Below are 20,793 nucleotides of genomic sequence, written 5' to 3' on the forward strand. Positions count from 1 at the left end.
TTACTCCTCGCGCGTCACACGCAACACTTCTTCACGTGTGGTGATGCCTAGCGTGACTTTATCAAGACCGTCCTGGCGAATACTCGGGGTGGATTTACGTACATATTTCTCAATCGCTTGTTCGCCGTGACCATTGTGCACCAGTTCGCGGATCTGTTCATCGACAATCAATAATTCGTGAATCCCTGTACGGCCACGGTAGCCGGTATGATTACAGTTATCACAACCGACCGCGCGACACTCCTGGCTGTCGTCAGCTATTGGCGTTTTACACTCTTCACAGAGCGTACGTACCAAGCGTTGTGACAATACCGCCAGCAGCGACGAGCTTAACAAGAAGGGTTCGACCCCCATATCTTCCAGCCGGGTAATCGCTCCTGCCGCGGTGTTGGTGTGCAAGGTCGACATCACCAAGTGCCCGGTCAGGGACGCTTGTACCGCAATTTGTGCGGTCTCGACGTCGCGGATCTCACCCACCATGACCACATCAGGGTCTTGTCGCAGTATCGCTCGCAAACCACGGGCGAAGGTCATATCCACACGCGGATTGACCTGCATCTGGCCAATGCCTTCGATGGCATATTCAATGGGGTCTTCAACCGTCAGAATATTGCGATCTTTGGAATTAATTTCTGTCAGTCCGGCATACAGAGTGGTCGATTTACCTGAGCCCGTAGGGCCTGTAACCAAGATGATGCCATGAGGCTTTTTAATCAGCTCGGCAAAAATATTACGATTCGCCGCGGTCATCCCCAGTTGCTCCAGGTTTAACCGTGCGTTGTTCTTATCTAATAAGCGCAAGACCACTCGTTCACCATGATTCGATGGCATGGTTGAGACTCGCACATCTACCGCACGACCGGCGATAAGTAAGCTAATACGGCCATCTTGGGGAACTCGTTTCTCGGCGATATCGAGTTGTGCCATAACTTTAATCCGCGATACCAGCAAAGAGCTCAGCTTGCGGTTTGGACGAATAACCTCGCGCAGGACACCATCGATCCGGAAACGCACCAACAAGTCCTTTTCAAAGGTCTCAATATGAATGTCTGATGCACCCTCTTTGATCGCCTCGGATAACATAGCATTGATCAGTTTGATAATCGGCGCGTCGTCTTCGCTTTCCAGCAGGTCTTCGGTCTGCGGCAATTCGTCGGCCAACGAAAACAGATTACTCTCGTTACCGATATCTTCCATCAGCTGCTTCGCTTCTGACGAGTCACGCTGATAGGCCTGGGTTAAAATCGCTTCGAACTCATCCGCCTCATGTTCAATGACGGTAAACGGCATGGCTAAGACACGACGAACTTCAAGCAACACCGTTTGTTCGACATCATTACGACAATGTACCGTGCAATGCGCATCTTGTTCGCCTTCGGCTTGTACGTCCGCAACTACCACACCGAAGCGCTTGGCAAAACCAAACGGCAGGCGGCGTGGCACAATGCGAGCAGCAACTTCGGCAACATTAGTCATTGCCATTGCCCCCGTTATGCTGGTCGAGATACTCCTGTAATTCAGGTGGAATCGCCAATTCTGAATCTTCAAACTCAGAAAGTACTGGCGTATCGGTATTGGGCATTAAGCTAATGCCATCATCGTTACGCTTCAGCTGCTGCGCCCGCATGTAATTGTATTTACGGCTGCTTAAGCCCTGCGCCGTCGCGTTGTCACGTACAATAGTTGGGCGCAGGAAGATCATCAGATTGCGCTTTTGCCGGGTGGTAGAGGTACTGCGGAACAGCGCGCCTAGCCAAGGAATATCGCCCAACAATGGGATCTTCGACTCGCTTTCTTGTACGTCTTCGTCAATCAGTCCGCCGAGCACAATGGTCTCACCGTCATCCGCCATTACTGTGGTTTTCAGCGAGCGTTTGTTGATGGTGATGTCGACGGCGGTTGCGCCGCTCAGACTCGAAACTTCTTGCTCGATCACCAATTGTACAGCGTTGCCTTCATTGATTTGCGGGGTTACGTTTAACTTAATACCGATGTCTTCACGCTGCACCGTCTGGAACGGATTTTGGTTGTTATCACCCGCCGTGGCACCAGTGATGGTGGGCACGGACTGACCGACCAGGAATGACGCTTCTTCGTTGTCGACCGTCATGATGCTTGGGGTGGCCAGAATATTTGAATTAGTGGTGGTCGAAACGGCCTGCAAAATAGCACCCCAATCGTTTTTCACTACACCAATCATCATGCCATTAACGTTGCCAAGTAGCTCGGCCAGCAAGCTCACATCACCTGGTTCGTCAGGCTCAGTGGTGGTTACCAAATTACCATCAACGATAGTTTGGGTGGTGCGCCCTTGTCGCTCACGCGCTTGATACCCAGCAGCAGCTAATGGACCGATCGGAACCTGACGACCATTGGAGTACTGCACCATGCCGCCATCTTCAGAAATCCACTGCAGCCCCAGGTCAATACCATCGCCTTCAAGGATCTCGACAATAATGGCCTCGACGTGTACTTGTGCCCGACGGATATCTAATTGACGAATAACATTTTCTAAGTTCGCTAACAGGTCAGGTTGTGCGGTAATCACTAATGAATTGCTGTCTTCGTGGGCCGAAATACTGATCTGCGCGTTGTTGCCACCACCACCGCGCGTCGTGCGCGCTTGTTGATTGGGAGTTCCAGCACTTTGCATATCCGCTTGAATGCTCTCGCTGACACCCTGCAGCACATCGACCAGCTCTTGGGCTTTAGCATATTTTAAGTAGTAAACCCGAGTGTTGCCTTCACTTTTAAGGTCTTGATCAAGGCGATTAATAAGATCGACGACCCGTTTACGGGCACGAGGCTCGCCACTGACGATAACCGAGTTGGTCCGCTCATCGGCAACAATTTTAGGAATTAACAGCGGTGGTGTACCCTCGTTCGCCTTTTCATAAAGCGCCGAAGCAATGCGAACCAGCTCTGACGCTGAGGCATACTCAAGTTTTACGACGTCGACATCCTGGTTGCCGGCACGGTCTACCCGTTCGATGATCTCGGTTAAACGTTGCACAGTTTCACTACGACCGGTAATCATGATGACGTTGGACGGGTCGTAGCTGACCACGTTGCCACCGCCACTGCTATCAGCGAGCAAACGCAACAGCGGAGCAAGTTCGCGCACACTGACGTTGTTGACGGGGACCACGCGCGTCACCAAGGTATCACCACCGAGTGAGTTGTCATCAACCACCGGAATCGCGCCGTTGCGCGCGTCTTTATCGCGCATCACTTTGACCACGCCCGATTCCATCGTGACCGTGGCAAAACCATAAACTTCCAGCACATTCAGGAAAAATTGCCAGTATTGTTGCTGGGTCATTACATCGTAGCTGCGCACGTCAATAGTACCGCGTACATCAGGATCAATGATAATGGTCTTATCAAGATTACGGCCTACCACCTGAATGAATTCGGTGATATCAGTGTTCTTGAAGCTCGCTGTGTACTCAACAGCTGCTGAATTGGTTCCTTGGCCGGCCTGCTGGGCAAAGGCAGTTGAGCTTACACCCAATGCGCAAGCCAGACTCATGCTGGTGAGCCAAATCGATGCGGTGGTCAAAATACGCATAGTTGGTCCTATTATTTTCGTTGTTCTGGTTACTCGCTCGGAACAGCTAGTTCTAAATCGAGATACTCGTCTTCGCGCAATACAGTCACAATGATCTGTTGCGCGTTGCGCAATTCACCAATTGCCACTTGGGCACTGGCGATATCAGTTAAACTTTGGCCGTTAATCGCAACGGCAATGTCACCCGGTTGAAAACCGGCATTAGTAAAAACTTCTGGGTATTTACCCGGGCTCAAACGGTAACCTTTAAGGGTTTGGCCTGACATTTCCGGGCGAATACGAATGTAATCGAGTAGTGCTGTGTGATCGCCTTGGCGTAATTCCCGATAGGCGCGTTGTGCATCAGAAACGGCTTTCAGCTCGTCATCGGACATCAACGCCTCTTCTTCAGTTCCGCGTTCTGGCAGCTGATTTGATAAAGTGAGTCTAACCCCCTGACTGAGCTCGCCAATACCTTCCAGTTCAAGTGTTTCCAATGCGCCATTGTTATTCAGTATCACCCGGTCGGCATAGATCTTCTCAATTGAGACCTGGGTGTCGGTGATTTTGTCGCCGATAACGTAGGTGTCCTGGTTACGATTTCGTTCAATAACTGCCGCCGAACGTTCCGGTACTGAACTCGCCGAAACACCCAACAAGCGAACATTCAATGTCGTTTTCGGTGCATTACGCACGGAACCTGCACTGCTCAGGGTCGCACCAAACAACTCAAGATCCGCCAGCCGCCTCAGCGAACCGCTGGTTGTGTTGGTTTGTTGCTGCATTTGTACTGCAATAGGGCCGCTCGACGGCGCGCTGCCAGGTGCCAGTAGCTGCCAGGTTAACTGTGCCAGCACCCAAACCGCGTAAATAGCAAAAATGGCGGTTAGCATCCACAGTCCAGCGCGCACGATACGCGGTTGGCTAACGAGAAAGGCGAAGCGCTTTAATTGTGGGTTCTGAATCTGCATGTTTAGTTTCGTTATAATTTTGTGACAACACAGAGTGAAGAGTCATTCTAACCCCTTAACCGCGAACTGAACAGATCAAATTGGGCGAATATGGTATTATGCGTACAAAATATTACATAGTGAAGAAGTGAAATGAACTACCCCACCGACCAACTTTATCGATACACCTTTTCCGAGCAAGATGTACGCGGCGAACTCGTGCAATTAAGTAGCAGTTATCAGCGCATGTTGCAAGGCCACAACTACCCTGCACCAGTACAACGTCTGCTTGGTGAGCTTATGGCAACCACGGCTTTGTTGAGCGCGACCCTGAAGTTTGAAGGGCACATCAACCTGCAAGTTCAGGGTGACGGCCCGATTAATTTTATTGCCGTGAATGGCTCCCACGAACAAGACCTCCGTGGACTTGCGCGGGTACGTGCTGACATTGCCGACGACGAAAATGATTTTCGTCGCTTATTCGGCAAAGCAGTCATGGTGATTACTATTACTCCCGAGCAGGGCGAGCGTTATCAAGGCGTGGTCGATGCCAATGCCGATAGCCTGGCAACGGTAGTCGAAAACTACTTCGCGCAGTCAGAGCAGCTACAGACGCGCATTTGGCTGCATGCCGATGGCGAATACGCGGCCGGTATGATGCTGCAAGTGCTGCCGGCTGCGGGTAATGATTTGACTGCGTTTCAGCATTTGGAAACCTTAACCACAACCATGACCGCCAACGAGCTCTTTACCTTGCATGGAGAAGAGGTTCTGCATCGCTTGTATCACGAGGAACGGGTTGAGCTTTATGGTGCACAGCGTGTTGCTTTTCATTGCGGCTGCTCGCGCGAGCGAACTCTTTCCGCATTGGCTTCAGTGTCGCCTGAAGAAATCACCGAAATGCTACGTGAAGACGGCGAAATCGTCATGACCTGCGACTACTGCCTGACCGACTATCGCTTCACCGAAACCGACCTGTAATTACGTGTACTTCCTACATAATCGCAATGGCCGAATCCATATCGGGTAGCCCGTAGTTCTACTACGGGTCTAACCTGCCGCATCACCGATGTCAGCAATTTCATACATTTCCTCAATCTGCTAACCCGACCCGTACTAGAAGTACGGGCTACGGCCAATCTGCCGCATCAGCGACGCCAGCAACTTCTTACATTACCGGACCGTTCGAATCTGACCCGTACTAGAAGTACGGGCTACGTGATTGCGTACAAATTTTTAAGGTCGTAAATTGTGCTGCCGTCGCGCATGCTTTGCGCATGAGAAACGTGCGACGTTATTACGAAGGCGGCTATTACTTTTTTACAGTAACCAGTTACCGCCGCCAGCCCTTTTTTGCTACCCAGACTTTCATGGCCGCATTGCGCGATGCCATACGCGCAACGATGAAAACACATCCTTTTAAAATAGAGGCATGGGTCGTTTTACCTGACCATATGCATTGTGTTTGGATCGTGCATGACGACAATATCCCAATTCGCTGGCGCAAAATTAAATCCCTTACAACCAAGGCATTAAAGGAGTTTACCAACTCTTCAGCAACTCATAAGAATTCGACGGCCCGCCATCGCCGCGGGAATGGCGCCCTTTGGCATCATTCATATTGGGAGCACACCATCCGGAATGAGCGTGAATATGAATTATATATTCTCTATTGTTGCTATAATCCGGTTAAACACGGTTATGTTGAAAACGCACGGTTATGGCCTTATTCAACACTTAATACATTTTTGGCAAGCGGAAAGTATCCGGCCGATTGGGAAGATATAAATCCAACCTGGCTCGATGATGTTTTCGGCAACCATGAACAGTAGCAAAGGTTCAATATGGAAAATGTACGCTTGGACAAATGGTTATGGGCGGCGCGCTTTTACAAGACTCGGTCGCTGGCGCGTGAGAAGGTGCAAGCGGGGAAAGTACAGGTCGATGGGCAACGCGCTAAACCGGCCAAAACTATTACCGTTGGGCAACTGATAAAGTTAGCTAAAGGTAGTGACATCATGGAGGTTGAAGTGCTGGAGCTTAGCGTCCAGCGCCGCGGCGCGCCCGAGGCACAAAAGCTTTATGCGGAGACTTCCGATTCGGTTCAACGTCGCGAAAAAGAAGCGGAATTGCGTAAGATGAACGCCTTATACAACCCCCATCCAGATCACAAGCCGGATAAAAAAGAGCGCCGCGAATTAATGAAGATGAAGCGTTAACCGTTCAGGAAATGTGCTGTAGCCCGTACTTCTAGTACGGGTCGGGTTCGCAGATTGAGGAAATGTATGAACTTGCTGGCATTGTTGATGCGGCAGATTAAGCCCGTAGTAGAACTACGGGCTACAAAATGGTGGTTGCGAGCGGCATTTTGGATGCGGCAGATTAGACCCGTAGTAGAACTACGGGCTACAACAGGGGGTTAGCGTTTTTTGATGAAGCGCATGAGGCGTTTGCGTTTGCGCTGTTGGGTCATGGTGAGCTTGTTCTTGCGGCCGGCAAAGGGGTTTTCTGACTCACGGAACTCGACTTTGATCGGGGTTCCCATAACACCTAACGATTTGCGGAAATAGTTGATCAGGTAGCGTTGATAGGAACCTGGCAGGTCCTCTACCTGGTTACCGTGAATAATGACCCGCGGCGGATTGTAGCCACCGGCATGGGCATATTTCAGTTTCACCCGGCGTCCGCGTACCAACGGTGGCTGATGCTCATCCACTGCCATTTCCAGAATGCGTGTCAGTTTCGATGTGCTCACCCGTTGAGTTGCACTGGTGTAGGCTTCCAGCACCGATTCGAACAAATTACCAACGCCACTGCCATGTAGCGCAGAAATAAAATGTAACCGGGCAAAATCGACAAAACCCAGACGGCGATCCAGTTCCCGCTTGATTTCTTCACGGTGCTCGTTGCTTAAGCCATCCCACTTGTTCACCGCAATAACGATGGAACGTCCGGCATTAAGAGCAAAACCAATAAGATTCAAATCTTGATCGGAAATGGTTTCCCGCGCATCGACCACACAGATGACAACGTTGGCATCGTCAATCGCTTGTAGTGTTTTAATAACCGAAAACTTTTCTACCGTTTCATCAATTTTTCCGCGGCGACGTACGCCAGCGGTATCAATCAGAATGTATTCCCGATCGTCCCGCAGCATGGGGATGTAAATTGAGTCACGAGTGGTGCCTGGCATATCAAATACCACGACACGTTCTTCGCCTAGAATGCGGTTGATCAACGTCGACTTACCAACATTTGGACGTCCGACGATGGCAAGCTTGAGCGGTAATGCTTCGTAGTCGATTTCGTCGTGGGCGAGATCTGGCGAGGCATCAGCAGCGCCATCCTGTTCATCGTCGAGATCTCCCGCAGTAGAACTGCGGGCTACGGCAATTTCTGGATAGTCTTCCGTCAGCGGCGCAAAACATTTGTCGAGCAATTGTTCAACGCCACGACCATGAACCGCAGCGATACCGTAGATTTCACCTAAGCCTAGTTCGTAGAAGTCCGCCTGCGCAGCTTCAGCATCGATACCGTCGATTTTGTTAGCGACAACGTAGGCTTTCTTACCAATGCTGCGTAAGTGCTTGGCAATCGCCATATCCGCGCTGGTGATGCCGTCTCGGGCATCAACCATAAAGAGTACAACATCTGCTTCATCGATAGCACGTAACGACTGTGACGCCATTTCAGCGTCAATACCGTCTTCATCGCCATGCACACCTGCAGTGTCGATGACGATGAATTGATAACCATCGTAATTGGCGCGACCGTACTTACGATCACGCGTCAAACCAGGAAAGTCAGCTACCAGTGCGTCCCGAGTTCGGGTAAGCCGGTTAAACAGGGTGGATTTGCCCACATTCGGGCGGCCGACCAGGGCCACAACAGGTAACATACTTAGTTAATCCTTACCGCGAGTAATGTGCCGTCGCGTGTTTGAATATAAAGCTGGTCGTCAGCAACAACCGGTGCCACATAAACAGGGTCACCAAGGTCTACGCGACCCGCCATTTCGCCCGTTTGGGCGTCAAGAAAATGCAAATAACCGAAATCATCACCGACCACGACCTGACCATTGAAATAGACTGGCGCGGTTAACTCACGGCCTTCAAGATCGTTGTTGACCCATTCTTCAATGCCGCCGTCAACATTGATGGCGTACACCCGATCACCAACGTCAGTCGCGAATAGCGTATTGCCTTGCAAGGCTAGGTTTTGGAATGATGAGTACTCACGTTGCCAGATAATGCGGCCATTGCGGATTTCTACTGCGGCGAGCTGCCCATTGTAAGCCACGTTGTAGATATAATTACCACGCACCAGTGGATTGCTATCAATATCGACCATACGCTGTAATTCGGTCGCGCCTTTAGGTGTCGCAAGACGCGTTTCCCAAGCCTGCTGGCCGTTGCTGGTTACAACTACGCTCAATTTACCCGTTGCGGTACCAAAAATTGCACCGCCAGCGGCTAACGTAGGTGCTGCCGTGCCACGCAGGCTCAATGCCGGAACATCTGTAGGTAAATTCCACAATTGTTCGCCGGTCTCGGCTGAAAACGCAAAGAGTTCACCGTTGCCCGCTGCAATAACCACTTGAGTGGCATCGACCGCAGGATCTGCAAGCACTTCAGCATTCACCGTCTGGTGCCACAAAACGCTTCCATCGGTGCCGTTTAGTGCAAAAATATCACCATTTTCGGTACCCAAGATAAGCTTACCATTGTAGGCGCTTAAACCACCACTGATACGCAGAGATTCAACACCACCTAGCCAACCCTCACCTTGCTGCGCATACTCTGCCTGCAAATCACGGCGCCAAACACGTTTCCCTGACTGGCGGTCGTAGGCAACAACTAAGCCTTCACGATCTGCAGCCACCACAAGGTCACCGACAACAACCGGGTTCAGTCGTGAGAAATAATCCCCAATCCCACCGCCAACAGACGCATCCCAAGCTACACTTGGCGCTACTTTGGCGTTAAACGGTTGCAGTTCTTTGTAAGTGAGCTCGTCATCGCCAAAAATGGAACAACCACTTAAGCTAAGCGCCATAACCACGAGGAGACCACTCTGCAAGTACTTAATTAATTTCATGATGCCGCCGGAATGCTGTTGAGTTTCGTTTCAACAAGTACTGTTGAACCGTCGTCTTCTGCTGCCGCTATAGCTTCTTGATAAGCCTGACGAGCTCCGCTGCTATCGCCTTTAGCTAAGAGCACGTCGCCACGTAGTTCTGCTGCTTTACTGGCAAAACCTTTAGCGTTGCTTACTGCGGTTAATGCCGCGAGCGCCGCATCATATTGCTGTTGTGCCAAAAGTAATCGTGCCTGGCGTAAATCAGCGACAAATTTGAGCGCGCCTGTTGCATTATCACGTGCGGTTTGCAAAGCCGTGATCGCGGTATCCAAATCACCTTTATCAATGGCATCTTGGGCCAATTCAAAAGCTGCTAAGGTTGCGTAGGTACTACCTTTTTCATTTTCCACGAATTGTTTTGCCGCTGTTGTAGCTTCGCTACTTCCAGCTTCAAGTTGGGCCACAATTTGTTGATATTGTTCAGATTGCCCTTCTTGTGAAGCAAGCGTGTGCGCATCGTAGTAGCGCCAACCATAAAACAATCCAAAACCGATAACCAAGCCCGCGACAATACCTTTGCCGTGCTCTTTCCAGAAGGTTTTTAATTGCTCAATTTGTTGTTCTTCTGTTTCCATTTCGACCTCTGTCTCAAATTAATACTGCTGCTACATCACCAATGGTGGTCGCGATACAGTCTTCTTGTTCGCGGTCACGCAGGTGTTTAATTTCGTAATCATCAGAGCGAACAATCAGGGCATAGTCAGCGCCTGATTTGTCTGCTTTGATAAGCTTTTTCTTCATATTCTGGCTGCCGCTATGCAACTGTACTTTCAATCCCGGCACCTGGCTACGGAGTTTTTCGGCAACGGCAGGCGCGATTAGTTCCACGTCGGAATCAAGGGCAATCACATAAACATCGACGCTTTGCGTGGTCGGAATTTTCGCTTGTGACTCCAATAACAATACCAGTCGTTCCATGCCCATCGCAAAGCCAACCGCTGGCGTCGCTTTACCACCTAGCTGCTCAACCAGACCATCGTAACGACCACCGGCACATACCGTGCCCTGTGCGCCTAACTCGGTGGTCACCCATTCGAACACCGTGCGGTTGTAGTAATCTAAGCCGCGTACCAGACGCTCGTTTAACACGTAATCGATGCCCGCGGCATCAAGTCGCTTGCACAAACCAGCGAAATGTTCACGTGAGGCATCATCCCAGTATTCCGATAGCTGCGGAGCGTGCTCTAATACCGCTTGGGTTTCCGCTGACTTACTATCGAGCACCCGCAATACATTCGTATCGAGGCGACGTTTAGAGTCGTCGTCAAGTTGTGCTTCATGCGCTCGTAAGAACTCCCGCAACGCTTCACGGTAACGCGCACGTGCTTCATTTGATGCTAATGAATTAAGCTGCAGTTGCACTTGTTCACTAATGCCAAAGGCTTGCCACAGACGCGCCGAAAACAAAATCACCTCGGCGTCGATTTCTGGACCTTCCATACCGAAAGCTTCCAAACCAAACTGATGGAACTGTCGATAGCGACCTTTTTGCGGACGTTCGTGGCGGAACATAGGGCCCATGTACCACAAACGTGGTGTTTGGTTGTACAACAAACCATGTTCATTGCCAGCGCGCACGCAACTGGCAGTGCCTTCCGGCCGTAGGGTTAGACTATCACCGTTGCGATCGTCAAAGGTGTACATCTCTTTTTCGACGATATCAGTTACTTCGCCAATGGAGCGCTTAAACAGATCGGTACTTTCCAGTACCGGCATGCGGATTTCCTGGTAGGTGTAGGCTGCTGCGACGTCGCGCAGCACGCTTTCGACATACTGCCATGCCGGGCTTTGGCCCGGCAGGATGTCGTTCATTCCACGAATTGCTTGAATAGATTTTGCCACGAGCTAACTTACCGTTTCGTTTAAATTCTAAAAATGGCGGGTAGTATACCGCAGCTTTACGCTTGCTTCACAGGAATCTGCTCGGCTTCGAGCAGTTTTACGCGGGCGCGGATGTGGCGTTCGAGCTGATCGACTAAATCATTGTTGTCGAGTCGTTCTTTTTGCCGCTCGCCACCGAGGTAAAAACCGCTCTTGTTCTTCGCTCCAGCGAGACCTACTTCTGCAATTAACGCTTCGCCAGGGCCGTTCACCACGCACCCAATAATCGACACGTCCATTGCGGTGGTGACATCTTCTAAACGCTGCTCAAGTGCATTGACGGTGTTGATCACGTCAAACTCCTGCCGTGAACAGCTTGGGCAGGCAATGAAGTTTATACCGCGGCTGCGAATGCGTAACGATTTCAAGATGTCGAAGCCGACTTTCACTTCTTCGACCGGATCGGCTGCCAAAGAAATACGCAGGGTGTCGCCGATACCTTCAGCCAGTAACATGCCTAAGCCAATTGATGATTTTACCGAGCCACTGCGCAACCCACCCGCCTCGGTGATGCCAAGGTGCAACGGCTGCTCGATTTGCCGCGCTAATAAGCGATAGGACTCAACCGCCAGAAATACATCAGAGGCTTTTACGCTGACTTTAAAATCCTGGAAGTTCAGCCGATCTAAAATATCGACATGCCGCATTGCTGATTCGACCAGCGCGGCCGGATTGGGCTCACCGTATTTTTCCTGGATCTCTTTTTCTAACGAGCCACCATTAACGCCGATGCGGATCGGAATGTTCTTATCGCGTGCAGCGTCAACTACTGAACGGATGCGTTGTTCGTTCCCAATATTGCCTGGGTTGATGCGCAAACAGTCCACTCCATACTCCGCAACTTTAAGCGCAATGCGGTAATCGAAGTGAATATCGGCAACTAACGGCACCGGACTTTGTTGCTTGATAAACTTAAAGGCCTCGGCAGCATCCATGGTTGGCACCGACACCCGCACGATATCAGCTCCAGCTGCAGCAATGGCTTTCACCTGCTTTACCGTAGCTTCAATATCGGTGGTTTCAGTATTGGTCATCGACTGCACCGCGATCGGCGCACCATCGCCTATCGGTACATTACCGACATAGATGCGTCGTGACGGACGACGTTTTATTGGATTCTCATGCATCATTTTGGGTACTTCGTTTCAGTCAATCGAGCGTCAGCGTTACGCTTCTTCCACGCACGTAATCATCTAAATTCACAGTGGTACCGTTGTAGGTAATATCCACTGATTCTGGTCTGCACAAGATGATATCAAAAGGTGGCTCGCCCGTCAGTGGCATGCGATAACCTGCAGCTTTTACACCGACAGCAATGTCTTCGCCGCTAGCATCGGAAACTTTTACCCAGCACGCTTCGTTAAATGTAAACACCAATTGCTCGGTGCTAGCTGTAGGCTCGGTAACAACCGGTGTCGATTCAGCGTTTGATGCTTGCGCAGTATTAGCTGGCTCAGTTGCGTCGTCAGTATTCAAGTCGATTAGGTCTTGGGACTCACTGATAGGCAGTGCTGAGTCATTTGCGTCCGGATTAGCGGTGGTTTGCGGCTCACCAATGGTAGGTGGCACATCAGGTGCTTGCTCCGCTTCTACCGAAACTGTCGAAGTGTCGCCCGCAGCGACTTCTTCTTCCGTTAAACGACCATTGGCCCGATGTGCGCTCGGCCGCACAACTTGCGGCAAGCTCGCTGCATTTTCACGTGACTGTTGAGCTTCTTGTTCAGTTGGTGCATCTTCGCTACCGGTGATGGTGCGCAAGCTAAAATTGCTCTCTTGCCACCACCAGATCAAAACTAACGCAATGACAACAATAATAATGCCGTAGCTCATCAGCATAAGCCTATTATCGTTGCGCTCTTTTACTTTGCGCCGCGAAAAGCTCTGCATCTGCACAGTAGTGGGCGAAACTTGTTCATTTCCATGCGCACGATAGGCGGCAAACACTTCTTTCTCGTCAACTTCCAAGACTTTGCCGATAGAGCGTAAGTAGCCTCGCACAAAAGTTGCAGAAGCCAATTTATCGAACTCATCGTTCTCAATAAATTGCACCACAACCACGCGCAAGCGCAAACCGTCAGCAACTTGCTGCTGGGTTAAACCCTTAGCTTCCCGTGCTTGTTTGAGTAGTTGCCCGGGTGAAATAGAATCTGGTTTTTCAAATTCTTTCGGTTCTTCGTTAAAAAGGTCGTTATCCGTGGTCATGGGCTACTTCAATTATGAATTAGGTTCTGAGGTCCGCGCTTGATACTCGCGCGCCTGGCGCGAGTCTGGAAAGCGCGATAATAACAGCTCACCAAAACTTACTTGGCGAACTTTGTTGTTTTGTTGACGAGCAAGTTCAATCTCTAGCCGCAAGTATTCGGGCGACAATTGAGGTAAATCTGCTCGTTGCGCTAAAATCTGCGCAGCTTCCTGAAATCTTTGCTGCCTTAACAATACCGCAGCGTAACTTTCAAGAATAGTGCTATTTCTTGCACTGTGATTCAAGGCTCGGCGAAAATAATCGTCCGACTCTTCAAGCTTACCTGCTTGCGCTGCACAAAGGGCCGCGTTCTCGTATGTTGATGCTAGTTTCACGTAGTCTGGTAGCTGCAGTGCCTGATTAAACAATTTATCGGCTTCGGCAAAACGTCCCATAGTACAGAGTAACGCTCCGAGGTTGTTATAGGTATCGCCGTTGTTGGGTTGCAAATCGATTGCGTTACGATAGTAGCGTTCAGCACTTTTATACTCTTTCACTTGCTGATAATAGAACGCAAGACCGGTATGTACCGAAGGATTGTCGGGTGTGAACTCGCGCGCGCGCTCAAGATTTGCTCGTGCTTGTTGATAATTACCCGATTGCAGATACTGTAACCCCAAAGCTAAGCGCGTGGTGGCCGCTTCCTGGGCATTAAATTCTTGCGCCGGTTGATTTTTACCATCAACAGTTCGCTGGCTCACGCATCCCACTGCCAACAGCGCTAAGCTGGCTACTAGCAAACTTCGCTGGAGTCGTCGCATTACAGATCCTCTTAGGTTATTCGCAATGCTACCCTGAACCACCCCGCCTGCCTACGTCGTTGCTGGATTTTTACGAAACCTTGACGTCGATTCCGTTACCACCACGCTGTGCTTGCTGTTTCTTCAGGATACGTTTTGTGCGATCCACTACATCACCGACCAACTGACCACATGCGGCATCGATGTCGTCGCCGCGTGTTTTCCGCACCGTTACAATATAGCCCTTTTCTATCAGAACCTTAGCAAATCGGTCAATACGCGAATTACTGGAACGGCCATGATCGTTACCTGGATATGGGTTAAATGGTATCAAGTTGATTTTGCATGGCGTGTCTTTCAACGTCTGCGCCAGCTCGGCTGCTTGATCCATCGAGTCATTCACATGATCGAGCATAACATACTCAATTGTAATGTTCTTATTTGCTTTAGAGCCGTCAATGTAATGCCGACTTGCCTCAAGAAATTCTTCAATGTTGTACTTTTTATTGATGGGTACAATCTGATTACGTAATTCGTCGTTCGGCGCATGCAAACTAATCGCTAAGGCCACGTCGATTTCTTCTTTTAGCTTGTAAAGTGCTGGAACCACACCAGAGGTACTCAGAGTCACACGGCGTTTAGACAAACCAAACGCGTTGTCATCCATCATTAGGTCCATCGCTGGCACCACGTTTTTCAGGTTTAACAGCGGTTCGCCCATGCCCATCATGACCACGTTGGTTACGGGTTTGATGCCGGTTTCGCCATACGAGCCCAGTAACTTATTCACCCGCCAGACCTGGCCGATGATTTCTGCAACTCGCAGATTACGATTAAAACCTTGTTGCCCGGTACTGCAGAAGGTGCACTCTAACGCACAACCGACTTGTGAGCTTACACACAAAGTGGCGCGATCAGCTTCTGGGATCCATACGGTTTCAACATCCTGACCATCGAACAAAGTCATAGCGAATTTAATGGTGCCATCGCTCGATTGCTGCTGCTCGCGCACTTCTGGCGCACGAATTTCAGCGATCTGTTTGAGCTTTTCTCTTAACCCCTTGTTGAGGTTGGTCATGTCGTCGAAGTTGTCGACACAGAAGTGATACAACCATTTCATGACTTGATCGGCGCGGAAAGACTTCTCGCCGAGTTCCTGAAAGAACTCGCGCATGCCTTGGCGATTCAGGTCAAGGAGATTCACTTTTTTGTCAACTGCGTTCATAAATTCCTAAAAACGTTATTTGCTGTTCGCTGTTCGTTTAACAATGTAGCCCGTACTTGTAGTACGGGCCACACCAAAATACAAAACTGATACTTGTATAGGCTTTATTATTTAGCGGGTGCGGGCGCAGATTTCTTCGTCAGAGAAGAAGTATGCGATTTCGCGTGCCGCCGACTCTACCGCGTCAGAACCATGAACTGCGTTCTCGTCGATAGTTTCAGCATAGTCAGCGCGCAAAGTTCCTGCCAGTGCTTCTGCTGGGTTAGTTGCGCCCATGATTTCACGGTGACGTAAAACTGCGTTCTCGCCTTCCAAAACACTTACCATGATTGGACCAGAAGTCATGAATTCGACCAATGCGCCGAAGAAAGGACGCTCGCTGTGTTCGGCGTAGAAGCCTTCAGCTTGTTCTTTGCTCAAGTGCATCATTTTTGCTGCAACAATACGCAGACCAGTGGTCTCGAAACGGTTGTAGATTGCGCCGATGACGTTTTTGCCAACTGCGTCAGGTTTGATCATAGATAAAGTACGTTCTAAAGCCATGGTTTTCTCCGCTTTGCTTTAAGTTTGGATGCTTAGATTGAAGTCGCGCGGATTATACACGTTCCGCTGCACACACGCCACCACCCCAGAAGGGGCAGCCCTTACATTGTAAAGACAATTCCGGAAGGAGGGGCAGCCCTTACAATGTAAAGGTGATTTTCCAAGGGGGGGCTGCCCCTCCTTGAGTTTTGTTATAGCAAAATACGGTCTAGACTCTTCTCTGATGTCGCTGATTATGGTATAGATGTCTAAACGTCTATTAGGAGTAACGTATGACTCAACAAATTACCCTCGGGGGTGGCTGCTTTTGGTGTATCGAAGGTGCATTTAAGCAAGTCCGTGGTGTATTGAAAGCCGAATCTGGCTACGCTGGTGGACAACGAGCGAACCCAACTTATGAACAAGTTTGTGCCGGTGAAACGGGGCACGCCGAAGTTGTGCAAATCACTTTTGATCCGCAAGCCCTTTCGATCCGAGAGGTCCTCGAAATCTTCTTCGCACTACACGACCCGACGCAGTTCAACCGTCAAGGCAACGATGTCGGAACACAGTATCGTTCAGCAATTTTTTATCAATCGGAAGAACAACGTTTAGCCGCGGAAGATATTATTGCCGAAATGCGCGAAGAAGATACTTGGGAGGATGAAATCGTCACCGAGCTAGAGCCGCTTGAAAAATTTTGGCCAGCTGAGGATTATCATGAAAACTATGTCGAGCGTAACCCGCAAAATGCTTACTGCCAGGCGGTGGTAAGCCCCAAACTTGCCAAATTCAAACGCACATTTGCAGAAAAACTTAACTAATCACCTATAACAATTGCAAAGGGGGGGCAGCCCCCCCCTTTGAAAACCATCTTTACAATGTAAGGGCTGCCCCTTCTAATGGTTTTCTTTGACCATGTTGACGGTGTATTTAGGGATTTCGACGACGAGGTCTTTGCCATTCAGGCGCGCCTGGCAGCTAAGGCGGGAGTCAGGGTCGAGGCCCCAGGCCTTATCGAGCATGTCGTCTTCGTTATCATTGATCTCCGCAAGCGAGTCATAGCCTTCGCGAACATAAACATGGCAGGTGGTGCAGGCACAAACTTTTTCACAAGCATGTTCGATGCCGATCCCATTGCGCAAGGCCACGTCCAGTACAGTTTCGCCGTCTTGAGCTTCTACTGCCGTGCCCTCTGGGCACAGTTCATCGTGCGGTAAAAATACGATTTTTGGCATTACTATTCCCTCGGGCTACAGTTCGTTTACGTTGCTGCCGGACAGAGCTTTGCGGATCCCGGCATCCATGCGGCGTGCAGCGAAATCGTCACTTGCTTTATCTACGGTTTCAATGGCTTTTTCAATAGCTTCAGCGTTGGTTTCTGCGCGAGCCTCGCGCAGTGCCGCCATGGCATTATCCAAGCGCTCGCGTTCGGTATCATCAAGTAGTGCACCGTCGGCAGCAAGTGCGCTGCTAAGTGCTTCTAGTACGCGGTCAGCTTCAACTTGCTGCTCACGCAACATGCGTGCAGCCATGTCTTCTTCAGCGTTGCTCATCGACGACTGAATCATACTCGAAATATCTTCGTCATTCAGTCCATAAGATGGTTTAACTTGAATTGAAGCACTAACGCCACTTGATTTCTCCATTGCATCAACGCTGAGCAAGCCGTCAGCGTCAACCTGGAAGGTGACACGAATGTGCGCCGCACCCGCAGCCATTGGTGGAATGTCGCTCAACACAAACCGTGCGAGTGAGCGGCAGTCGTCAACGAGTTCGCGCTCGCCCTGCACCACGTGAATCATCATCGCGGTCTGACCGTCTTTAAAAGTAGTAAACTCCTGCGCTTTCGCTACCGGAATTGTGGTGTTGCGGGCGACCACTTTTTCGACCAGTCCGCCCATGGTTTCTAAACCCAATGACAACGGGATTACGTCCAGTAAAAGCATGTCCGAATCGGGCTTGTTGCCGGCTAAAATATCGGCCTGCACGGCAGCGCCAATCGCAACCACCTGATCCGGATCGATGGACGTTAGTGGCTCACGGCCAAAAAACTCACCTACAGCTTCACGAATCCGTGGCACGCGGGTGGAGCCACCAACCATGACCACCTCAAGTATTTCGTCGGCACTGACATCGGCGTCCTTTAAAGCACGGCGACAGTTCACCAAAGTGCGCCGCACGAGTGGCTCAATAAGCTCATTTAGCTGATCCCGCGTTAACGTCGCCCGCAGTTCACCAGAAGGTAACGTAAGCTCGGTGGTATCCGCGTCGGTCAGTGTTTCTTTGGCGGCTTTGGCGGCATTAATCAGGTCACGCTCAAGTCGCGCTGGCACATCGCTAGGTAAATCCCATTCGGCTTTCAAGTGATTGACGATAAGTTGATCAAAATCGTCACCGCCAAGGGCGCTATCACCGCCGGTTGCCAGTACTTCAAAGACACCGCCTTGCAAACTTAAAATGGAAATATCAAAAGTACCACCGCCGAAGTCATAAACGGCAATTAAGCCTTCCTGACCCGAGTCCAGGCCATAAGCAACGGCTGCCGCGGTCGGTTCATTTAGCAACCGCAACACGTTTAAACCAGCTAACTGTGCCGCGTCTTTGGTGCTTTGCCGTTGGGCGTCATCAAAATAGGCAGGAACAGTTATCACCACCCCGCTGAGTTCGCCTCCGAGCGCAGCTTGTGCCCGCGCTGATAAGGTACGTAATATATCGGCAGAAACTTCGATAGCGTTTTTATCGCCAGCGGCGGTATGAAACACCGGTACGCCGTTATCGGTTTCACTCATACGGTAGGGTAAATTCGAAAACTTTCGCTGCACATCGGCAACCGTGCGGCCAATAAAACGTTTGACCGAAACGATGGTGTTTTCGGTTTCGATGGATTCGTCGGAATGCTTCGCTAATGCTTCGTAGCCAGTTAAGACTTCGTCTGCGCCGTAATATACCACTGACGGTAAAATGGCGCGGCCCTGTTCATCGTTCAGAACCTGAGATTCACTGCTACGTACCGTCGCCACCAACGAGTTGGTGGTGCCCAGATCGATGCCTGCCGCCAGTCGGTGCTGGTGCGGCGCGGTGCTTTGCCCGGGTTCTGCGATTTGGAGTAATGCCATGAACTAACCTTTTTCCAATTTTGTAGCCCGCAATTCTATTGCGGGTTGAATCTGCTGATATCGCGGTTGTCGCGGCGATGGCGCTGCCCATTTTGCAGTTATCGCGAGCGATGGCCTGCCCATTTTGCAGTTATCGCGAGCGATGGCGCTATGGTCAGGCTTGACCCGTAGTAGAACTACGGGCTACTGATCTTCTATCGCTTCGAGCTCGCGGCCGAGTTTATGCATAAACTTGAGCTTCCGAATCGTTTCCGCAGCCTCTTCATTTTCATCCGCCAGTAACTGTTGCTCTAACCTGTCCTGCAGCAGCTTGGTTTCACCTTCGAGGTCACGAAAAGCTGCTTCAATAGCAGCAAAATCGCCGGGACTAAGCTCTTCAACCCGCTCGCGCCATTCCATCTGGGCCATCAGGAACTCAGGGTCTTGCAAGGTTTTCTGCTCATGCTGCATATCCACGCCCCGCAGCGAGAGCATGTACTCTGCCCGCGACAAAGGAGCGCGTAACGTATGATAAGCATCATTTAACTGCGAAGTGCGCTGCACGGCAAGTAACTTGTCGCGCGAACTTGCATTCGCAAATCGATCGGGATGCATGGCCTGTTGCAGCTTGCGATAGCGCTGCTGCAAGTCGGCCAGGTCAAGAGCGTAGTCTGGTTTGATATCAAACAGCTCGAAATGATTCATGGTTAAACGTTAAAGCTCTCGCCGCAACCACATTCGCCTTTGGCATTCGGGTTGTTGAACTCAAAGCCTTCGTTCAGACCTTCTTTAACGAAATCGAGCTCGGTGCCATCAAGGTATAAGAGACTCTTACCGTCAATTATGATCCTGACACCTTTTTCTTCAAATACAGTATCGGTATCGTCGACTTCATCGACGAATTCCATTACATAGGCAAGGCCTGAACACCCGGTGGTTTTTACACCTAGTCGGATGCCCTCACCTTTACCGCGCTGTTCCAAAAACGAGCGGGCACGTTGTGCCGCTGCTTCGGTCATGGTAATTGCCATTACTTACCCTTTAGCTTTGTAGCCTTAACCTGCGTGCCGTTTCTTGTAGTCTTCAAGCGCTGCTTTGATGGCATCTTCCGCCAAAATCGAACAGTGAATTTTCACTGGTGGCAGCGCAAGTTCCTCTGCGATTTGAGTGTTTTTAAGCTGTGAAGCTTCTTCCACAGTCTTACCTTTCACCCATTCGGTAACGAGCGAGCTTGACGCGATCGCTGAGCCGCAGCCGTAGGTCTTGAACTTGGCATCTTCAATAATGCCGGCGTCGCTGATTTTTAATTGCAGCTTCATTACGTCACCACACGCAGGTGCGCCAACCATACCGGTGGCGATCGACAAATCATCTTTGTCGAATGCTCCCACGTTACGCGGGTTTTCATAATGGTCGATTACTTTTTCACTGTATGCCATAACACTT

General features: G+C 50.4%; 21 protein-coding genes. 4 read left to right on the forward strand and 17 right to left on the reverse strand.

Annotated features, from left to right (window positions below; genetic code table 11):
- Genes gspE through gspC form a run of 3 tightly spaced genes read right to left on the reverse strand, consistent with a single transcriptional unit; the run spans nucleotide 1 to nucleotide 4,521 of the window.
- Complete coding sequence (gene gspE, locus ACQ5ES_RS05705) at nucleotides 1-1,476, reverse strand: type II secretion system ATPase GspE (protein WP_445014970.1); 1,476 nt, start codon at nucleotides 1,474-1,476, stop codon at nucleotides 1-3.
- Nucleotides 1,469-3,571: a type II secretion system secretin GspD gene (gene gspD, locus ACQ5ES_RS05710; RefSeq protein ID WP_445014971.1), complete on the reverse strand. Its 2,103-nt coding sequence runs from the start codon at nucleotides 3,569-3,571 to the stop codon at nucleotides 1,469-1,471. The genes gspE and gspD overlap by 8 nt, the downstream gene beginning before the upstream one ends.
- Nucleotides 3,572-3,600: 29 nt before the next feature.
- A complete protein-coding gene (gspC, locus tag ACQ5ES_RS05715) occupies nucleotides 3,601-4,521 on the reverse strand; it encodes a type II secretion system protein GspC (protein WP_445014972.1) in 921 nt (306 codons plus the stop codon).
- A gap of 132 nt (nucleotides 4,522-4,653) precedes the next feature.
- Between gspC and hslO the strand changes: the two genes are divergently transcribed.
- The 3 genes from hslO to hslR all read left to right on the forward strand — a co-directional run bounded on the left by hslO (nucleotide 4,654) and on the right by hslR (nucleotide 6,719).
- Nucleotides 4,654-5,481, forward strand: coding sequence for an Hsp33 family molecular chaperone HslO (hslO, locus tag ACQ5ES_RS05720; RefSeq protein ID WP_445014973.1), 828 nt, complete (start codon nucleotides 4,654-4,656; stop codon nucleotides 5,479-5,481).
- Between the two features lie 296 nt (nucleotides 5,482-5,777).
- Nucleotides 5,778-6,332 carry an REP-associated tyrosine transposase gene (locus tag ACQ5ES_RS05725; protein WP_445014974.1) on the forward strand — a complete coding sequence of 185 codons (555 nt, stop codon included), beginning with the start codon at nucleotides 5,778-5,780 and terminating at the stop codon, nucleotides 6,330-6,332.
- 12 nt (nucleotides 6,333-6,344) lie between these two features.
- Complete coding sequence (gene hslR / locus ACQ5ES_RS05730) at nucleotides 6,345-6,719, forward strand: ribosome-associated heat shock protein Hsp15 (protein ID WP_445014975.1); 375 nt, start codon at nucleotides 6,345-6,347, stop codon at nucleotides 6,717-6,719.
- A gap of 200 nt (nucleotides 6,720-6,919) precedes the next feature.
- On the opposite strand, the gene der is transcribed toward hslR, so the two are convergent.
- From der to ndk, 9 genes are all read right to left on the reverse strand, one after another.
- Nucleotides 6,920-8,398 carry a ribosome biogenesis GTPase Der gene (gene der / locus ACQ5ES_RS05735; RefSeq protein WP_445014976.1) on the reverse strand — a complete coding sequence of 493 codons (1,479 nt, stop codon included), beginning with the start codon at nucleotides 8,396-8,398 and terminating at the stop codon, nucleotides 6,920-6,922.
- A gap of 2 nt (nucleotides 8,399-8,400) precedes the next feature.
- A complete protein-coding gene (gene bamB, locus ACQ5ES_RS05740; protein WP_445014977.1) occupies nucleotides 8,401-9,597 on the reverse strand; it encodes an outer membrane protein assembly factor BamB in 1,197 nt (398 codons plus the stop codon).
- Nucleotides 9,594-10,214, reverse strand: coding sequence for a YfgM family protein (locus ACQ5ES_RS05745; RefSeq protein WP_445014978.1), 621 nt, complete (start codon nucleotides 10,212-10,214; stop codon nucleotides 9,594-9,596). The genes bamB and ACQ5ES_RS05745 overlap by 4 nt, the downstream gene beginning before the upstream one ends.
- Nucleotides 10,215-10,227: 13 nt before the next feature.
- The gene (gene hisS, locus ACQ5ES_RS05750; RefSeq protein ID WP_445014979.1) at nucleotides 10,228-11,481 is read right to left on the reverse strand and encodes a histidine--tRNA ligase; all 1,254 of its coding nucleotides are present in this window, start codon (nucleotides 11,479-11,481) and stop codon (nucleotides 10,228-10,230) included.
- A gap of 56 nt (nucleotides 11,482-11,537) precedes the next feature.
- Complete coding sequence (gene ispG, locus ACQ5ES_RS05755; protein WP_445014980.1) at nucleotides 11,538-12,650, reverse strand: flavodoxin-dependent (E)-4-hydroxy-3-methylbut-2-enyl-diphosphate synthase; 1,113 nt, start codon at nucleotides 12,648-12,650, stop codon at nucleotides 11,538-11,540.
- A gap of 19 nt (nucleotides 12,651-12,669) precedes the next feature.
- Nucleotides 12,670-13,722, reverse strand: a complete 1,053-nt coding sequence (locus ACQ5ES_RS05760; RefSeq protein ID WP_445014981.1) for a RodZ domain-containing protein — start codon at nucleotides 13,720-13,722, stop codon at nucleotides 12,670-12,672.
- Nucleotides 13,723-13,734: 12 nt separating this feature from the next.
- Nucleotides 13,735-14,523, reverse strand: coding sequence for a type IV pilus biogenesis/stability protein PilW (pilW, locus tag ACQ5ES_RS05765; protein ID WP_445014982.1), 789 nt, complete (start codon nucleotides 14,521-14,523; stop codon nucleotides 13,735-13,737).
- A 70-nt stretch (nucleotides 14,524-14,593) separates the two neighbouring features.
- Nucleotides 14,594-15,727: a dual-specificity RNA methyltransferase RlmN gene (rlmN, locus tag ACQ5ES_RS05770; RefSeq protein ID WP_445014983.1), complete on the reverse strand. Its 1,134-nt coding sequence runs from the start codon at nucleotides 15,725-15,727 to the stop codon at nucleotides 14,594-14,596.
- 111 nt (nucleotides 15,728-15,838) lie between these two features.
- The gene (gene ndk, locus ACQ5ES_RS05775) at nucleotides 15,839-16,270 is read right to left on the reverse strand and encodes a nucleoside-diphosphate kinase (RefSeq protein WP_445014984.1); all 432 of its coding nucleotides are present in this window, start codon (nucleotides 16,268-16,270) and stop codon (nucleotides 15,839-15,841) included.
- Nucleotides 16,271-16,542: 272 nt separating this feature from the next.
- On the opposite strand from ndk, the gene msrA reads away from it, so the two are divergent.
- The gene (msrA, locus tag ACQ5ES_RS05780) at nucleotides 16,543-17,073 is read left to right on the forward strand and encodes a peptide-methionine (S)-S-oxide reductase MsrA (RefSeq protein WP_445014985.1); all 531 of its coding nucleotides are present in this window, start codon (nucleotides 16,543-16,545) and stop codon (nucleotides 17,071-17,073) included.
- Between the two features lie 75 nt (nucleotides 17,074-17,148).
- Here the strand turns inward: msrA and fdx are convergent, their stop codons facing one another.
- The 5 genes from fdx to iscU all read right to left on the reverse strand — a co-directional run bounded on the left by fdx (nucleotide 17,149) and on the right by iscU (nucleotide 20,786).
- Nucleotides 17,149-17,487: an ISC system 2Fe-2S type ferredoxin gene (gene fdx, locus ACQ5ES_RS05785; protein ID WP_445014986.1), complete on the reverse strand. Its 339-nt coding sequence runs from the start codon at nucleotides 17,485-17,487 to the stop codon at nucleotides 17,149-17,151.
- Between the two features lie 15 nt (nucleotides 17,488-17,502).
- Nucleotides 17,503-19,368, reverse strand: coding sequence for a Fe-S protein assembly chaperone HscA (hscA, locus tag ACQ5ES_RS05790; RefSeq protein ID WP_445014987.1), 1,866 nt, complete (start codon nucleotides 19,366-19,368; stop codon nucleotides 17,503-17,505).
- Between the two features lie 183 nt (nucleotides 19,369-19,551).
- The gene (gene hscB, locus ACQ5ES_RS05795) at nucleotides 19,552-20,052 is read right to left on the reverse strand and encodes a co-chaperone HscB (protein WP_445014988.1); all 501 of its coding nucleotides are present in this window, start codon (nucleotides 20,050-20,052) and stop codon (nucleotides 19,552-19,554) included.
- Between the two features lie 2 nt (nucleotides 20,053-20,054).
- Entirely contained in the window at nucleotides 20,055-20,378 is a 324-nt protein-coding gene (gene iscA / locus ACQ5ES_RS05800; RefSeq protein ID WP_445014989.1) for an iron-sulfur cluster assembly protein IscA, read from the reverse strand.
- Between the two features lie 24 nt (nucleotides 20,379-20,402).
- Complete coding sequence (iscU, locus tag ACQ5ES_RS05805; RefSeq protein WP_445014990.1) at nucleotides 20,403-20,786, reverse strand: Fe-S cluster assembly scaffold IscU; 384 nt, start codon at nucleotides 20,784-20,786, stop codon at nucleotides 20,403-20,405.
- Between the last annotated feature and the right edge of the window lie 7 nt (nucleotides 20,787-20,793).

The sequence above is a fragment of the Pseudidiomarina xizangensis genome (assembly GCF_052541995.1).

What these genes read in the sequence shown, in the direction of transcription:
- gspC (WP_445014972.1), bottom strand. Translation starts at nt 4,521, where the DNA reads ATGCAGATTCAGAACCCACAATTAAAGCGCTTCGCCTTTCTCGTTAGC.
- ACQ5ES_RS05725 (WP_445014974.1), top strand. Translation starts at nt 5,778, where the DNA reads ATGAGAAACGTGCGACGTTATTACGAAGGCGGCTATTACTTTTTTACA.
- fdx (WP_445014986.1), bottom strand. Translation starts at nt 17,487, where the DNA reads ATGCCAAAAATCGTATTTTTACCGCACGATGAACTGTGCCCAGAGGGC.
- ACQ5ES_RS05745 (WP_445014978.1), bottom strand. Translation starts at nt 10,214, where the DNA reads ATGGAAACAGAAGAACAACAAATTGAGCAATTAAAAACCTTCTGGAAA.
- der (WP_445014976.1), bottom strand. Translation starts at nt 8,398, where the DNA reads ATGTTACCTGTTGTGGCCCTGGTCGGCCGCCCGAATGTGGGCAAATCC.
- hslO (WP_445014973.1), top strand. Translation starts at nt 4,654, where the DNA reads ATGAACTACCCCACCGACCAACTTTATCGATACACCTTTTCCGAGCAA.
- msrA (WP_445014985.1), top strand. Translation starts at nt 16,543, where the DNA reads ATGACTCAACAAATTACCCTCGGGGGTGGCTGCTTTTGGTGTATCGAA.
- rlmN (WP_445014983.1), bottom strand. Translation starts at nt 15,727, where the DNA reads ATGAACGCAGTTGACAAAAAAGTGAATCTCCTTGACCTGAATCGCCAA.
- gspE (WP_445014970.1), bottom strand. Translation starts at nt 1,476, where the DNA reads ATGACTAATGTTGCCGAAGTTGCTGCTCGCATTGTGCCACGCCGCCTG.
- bamB (WP_445014977.1), bottom strand. Translation starts at nt 9,597, where the DNA reads ATGAAATTAATTAAGTACTTGCAGAGTGGTCTCCTCGTGGTTATGGCG.
- hslR (WP_445014975.1), top strand. Translation starts at nt 6,345, where the DNA reads ATGGAAAATGTACGCTTGGACAAATGGTTATGGGCGGCGCGCTTTTAC.
- ACQ5ES_RS05760 (WP_445014981.1), bottom strand. Translation starts at nt 13,722, where the DNA reads ATGACCACGGATAACGACCTTTTTAACGAAGAACCGAAAGAATTTGAA.
- iscU (WP_445014990.1), bottom strand. Translation starts at nt 20,786, where the DNA reads ATGGCATACAGTGAAAAAGTAATCGACCATTATGAAAACCCGCGTAAC.
- ndk (WP_445014984.1), bottom strand. Translation starts at nt 16,270, where the DNA reads ATGGCTTTAGAACGTACTTTATCTATGATCAAACCTGACGCAGTTGGC.
- hscB (WP_445014988.1), bottom strand. Translation starts at nt 20,052, where the DNA reads ATGAATCATTTCGAGCTGTTTGATATCAAACCAGACTACGCTCTTGAC.
- pilW (WP_445014982.1), bottom strand. Translation starts at nt 14,523, where the DNA reads ATGCGACGACTCCAGCGAAGTTTGCTAGTAGCCAGCTTAGCGCTGTTG.
- ispG (WP_445014980.1), bottom strand. Translation starts at nt 12,650, where the DNA reads ATGATGCATGAGAATCCAATAAAACGTCGTCCGTCACGACGCATCTAT.
- iscA (WP_445014989.1), bottom strand. Translation starts at nt 20,378, where the DNA reads ATGGCAATTACCATGACCGAAGCAGCGGCACAACGTGCCCGCTCGTTT.
- hscA (WP_445014987.1), bottom strand. Translation starts at nt 19,368, where the DNA reads ATGGCATTACTCCAAATCGCAGAACCCGGGCAAAGCACCGCGCCGCAC.
- gspD (WP_445014971.1), bottom strand. Translation starts at nt 3,571, where the DNA reads ATGCGTATTTTGACCACCGCATCGATTTGGCTCACCAGCATGAGTCTG.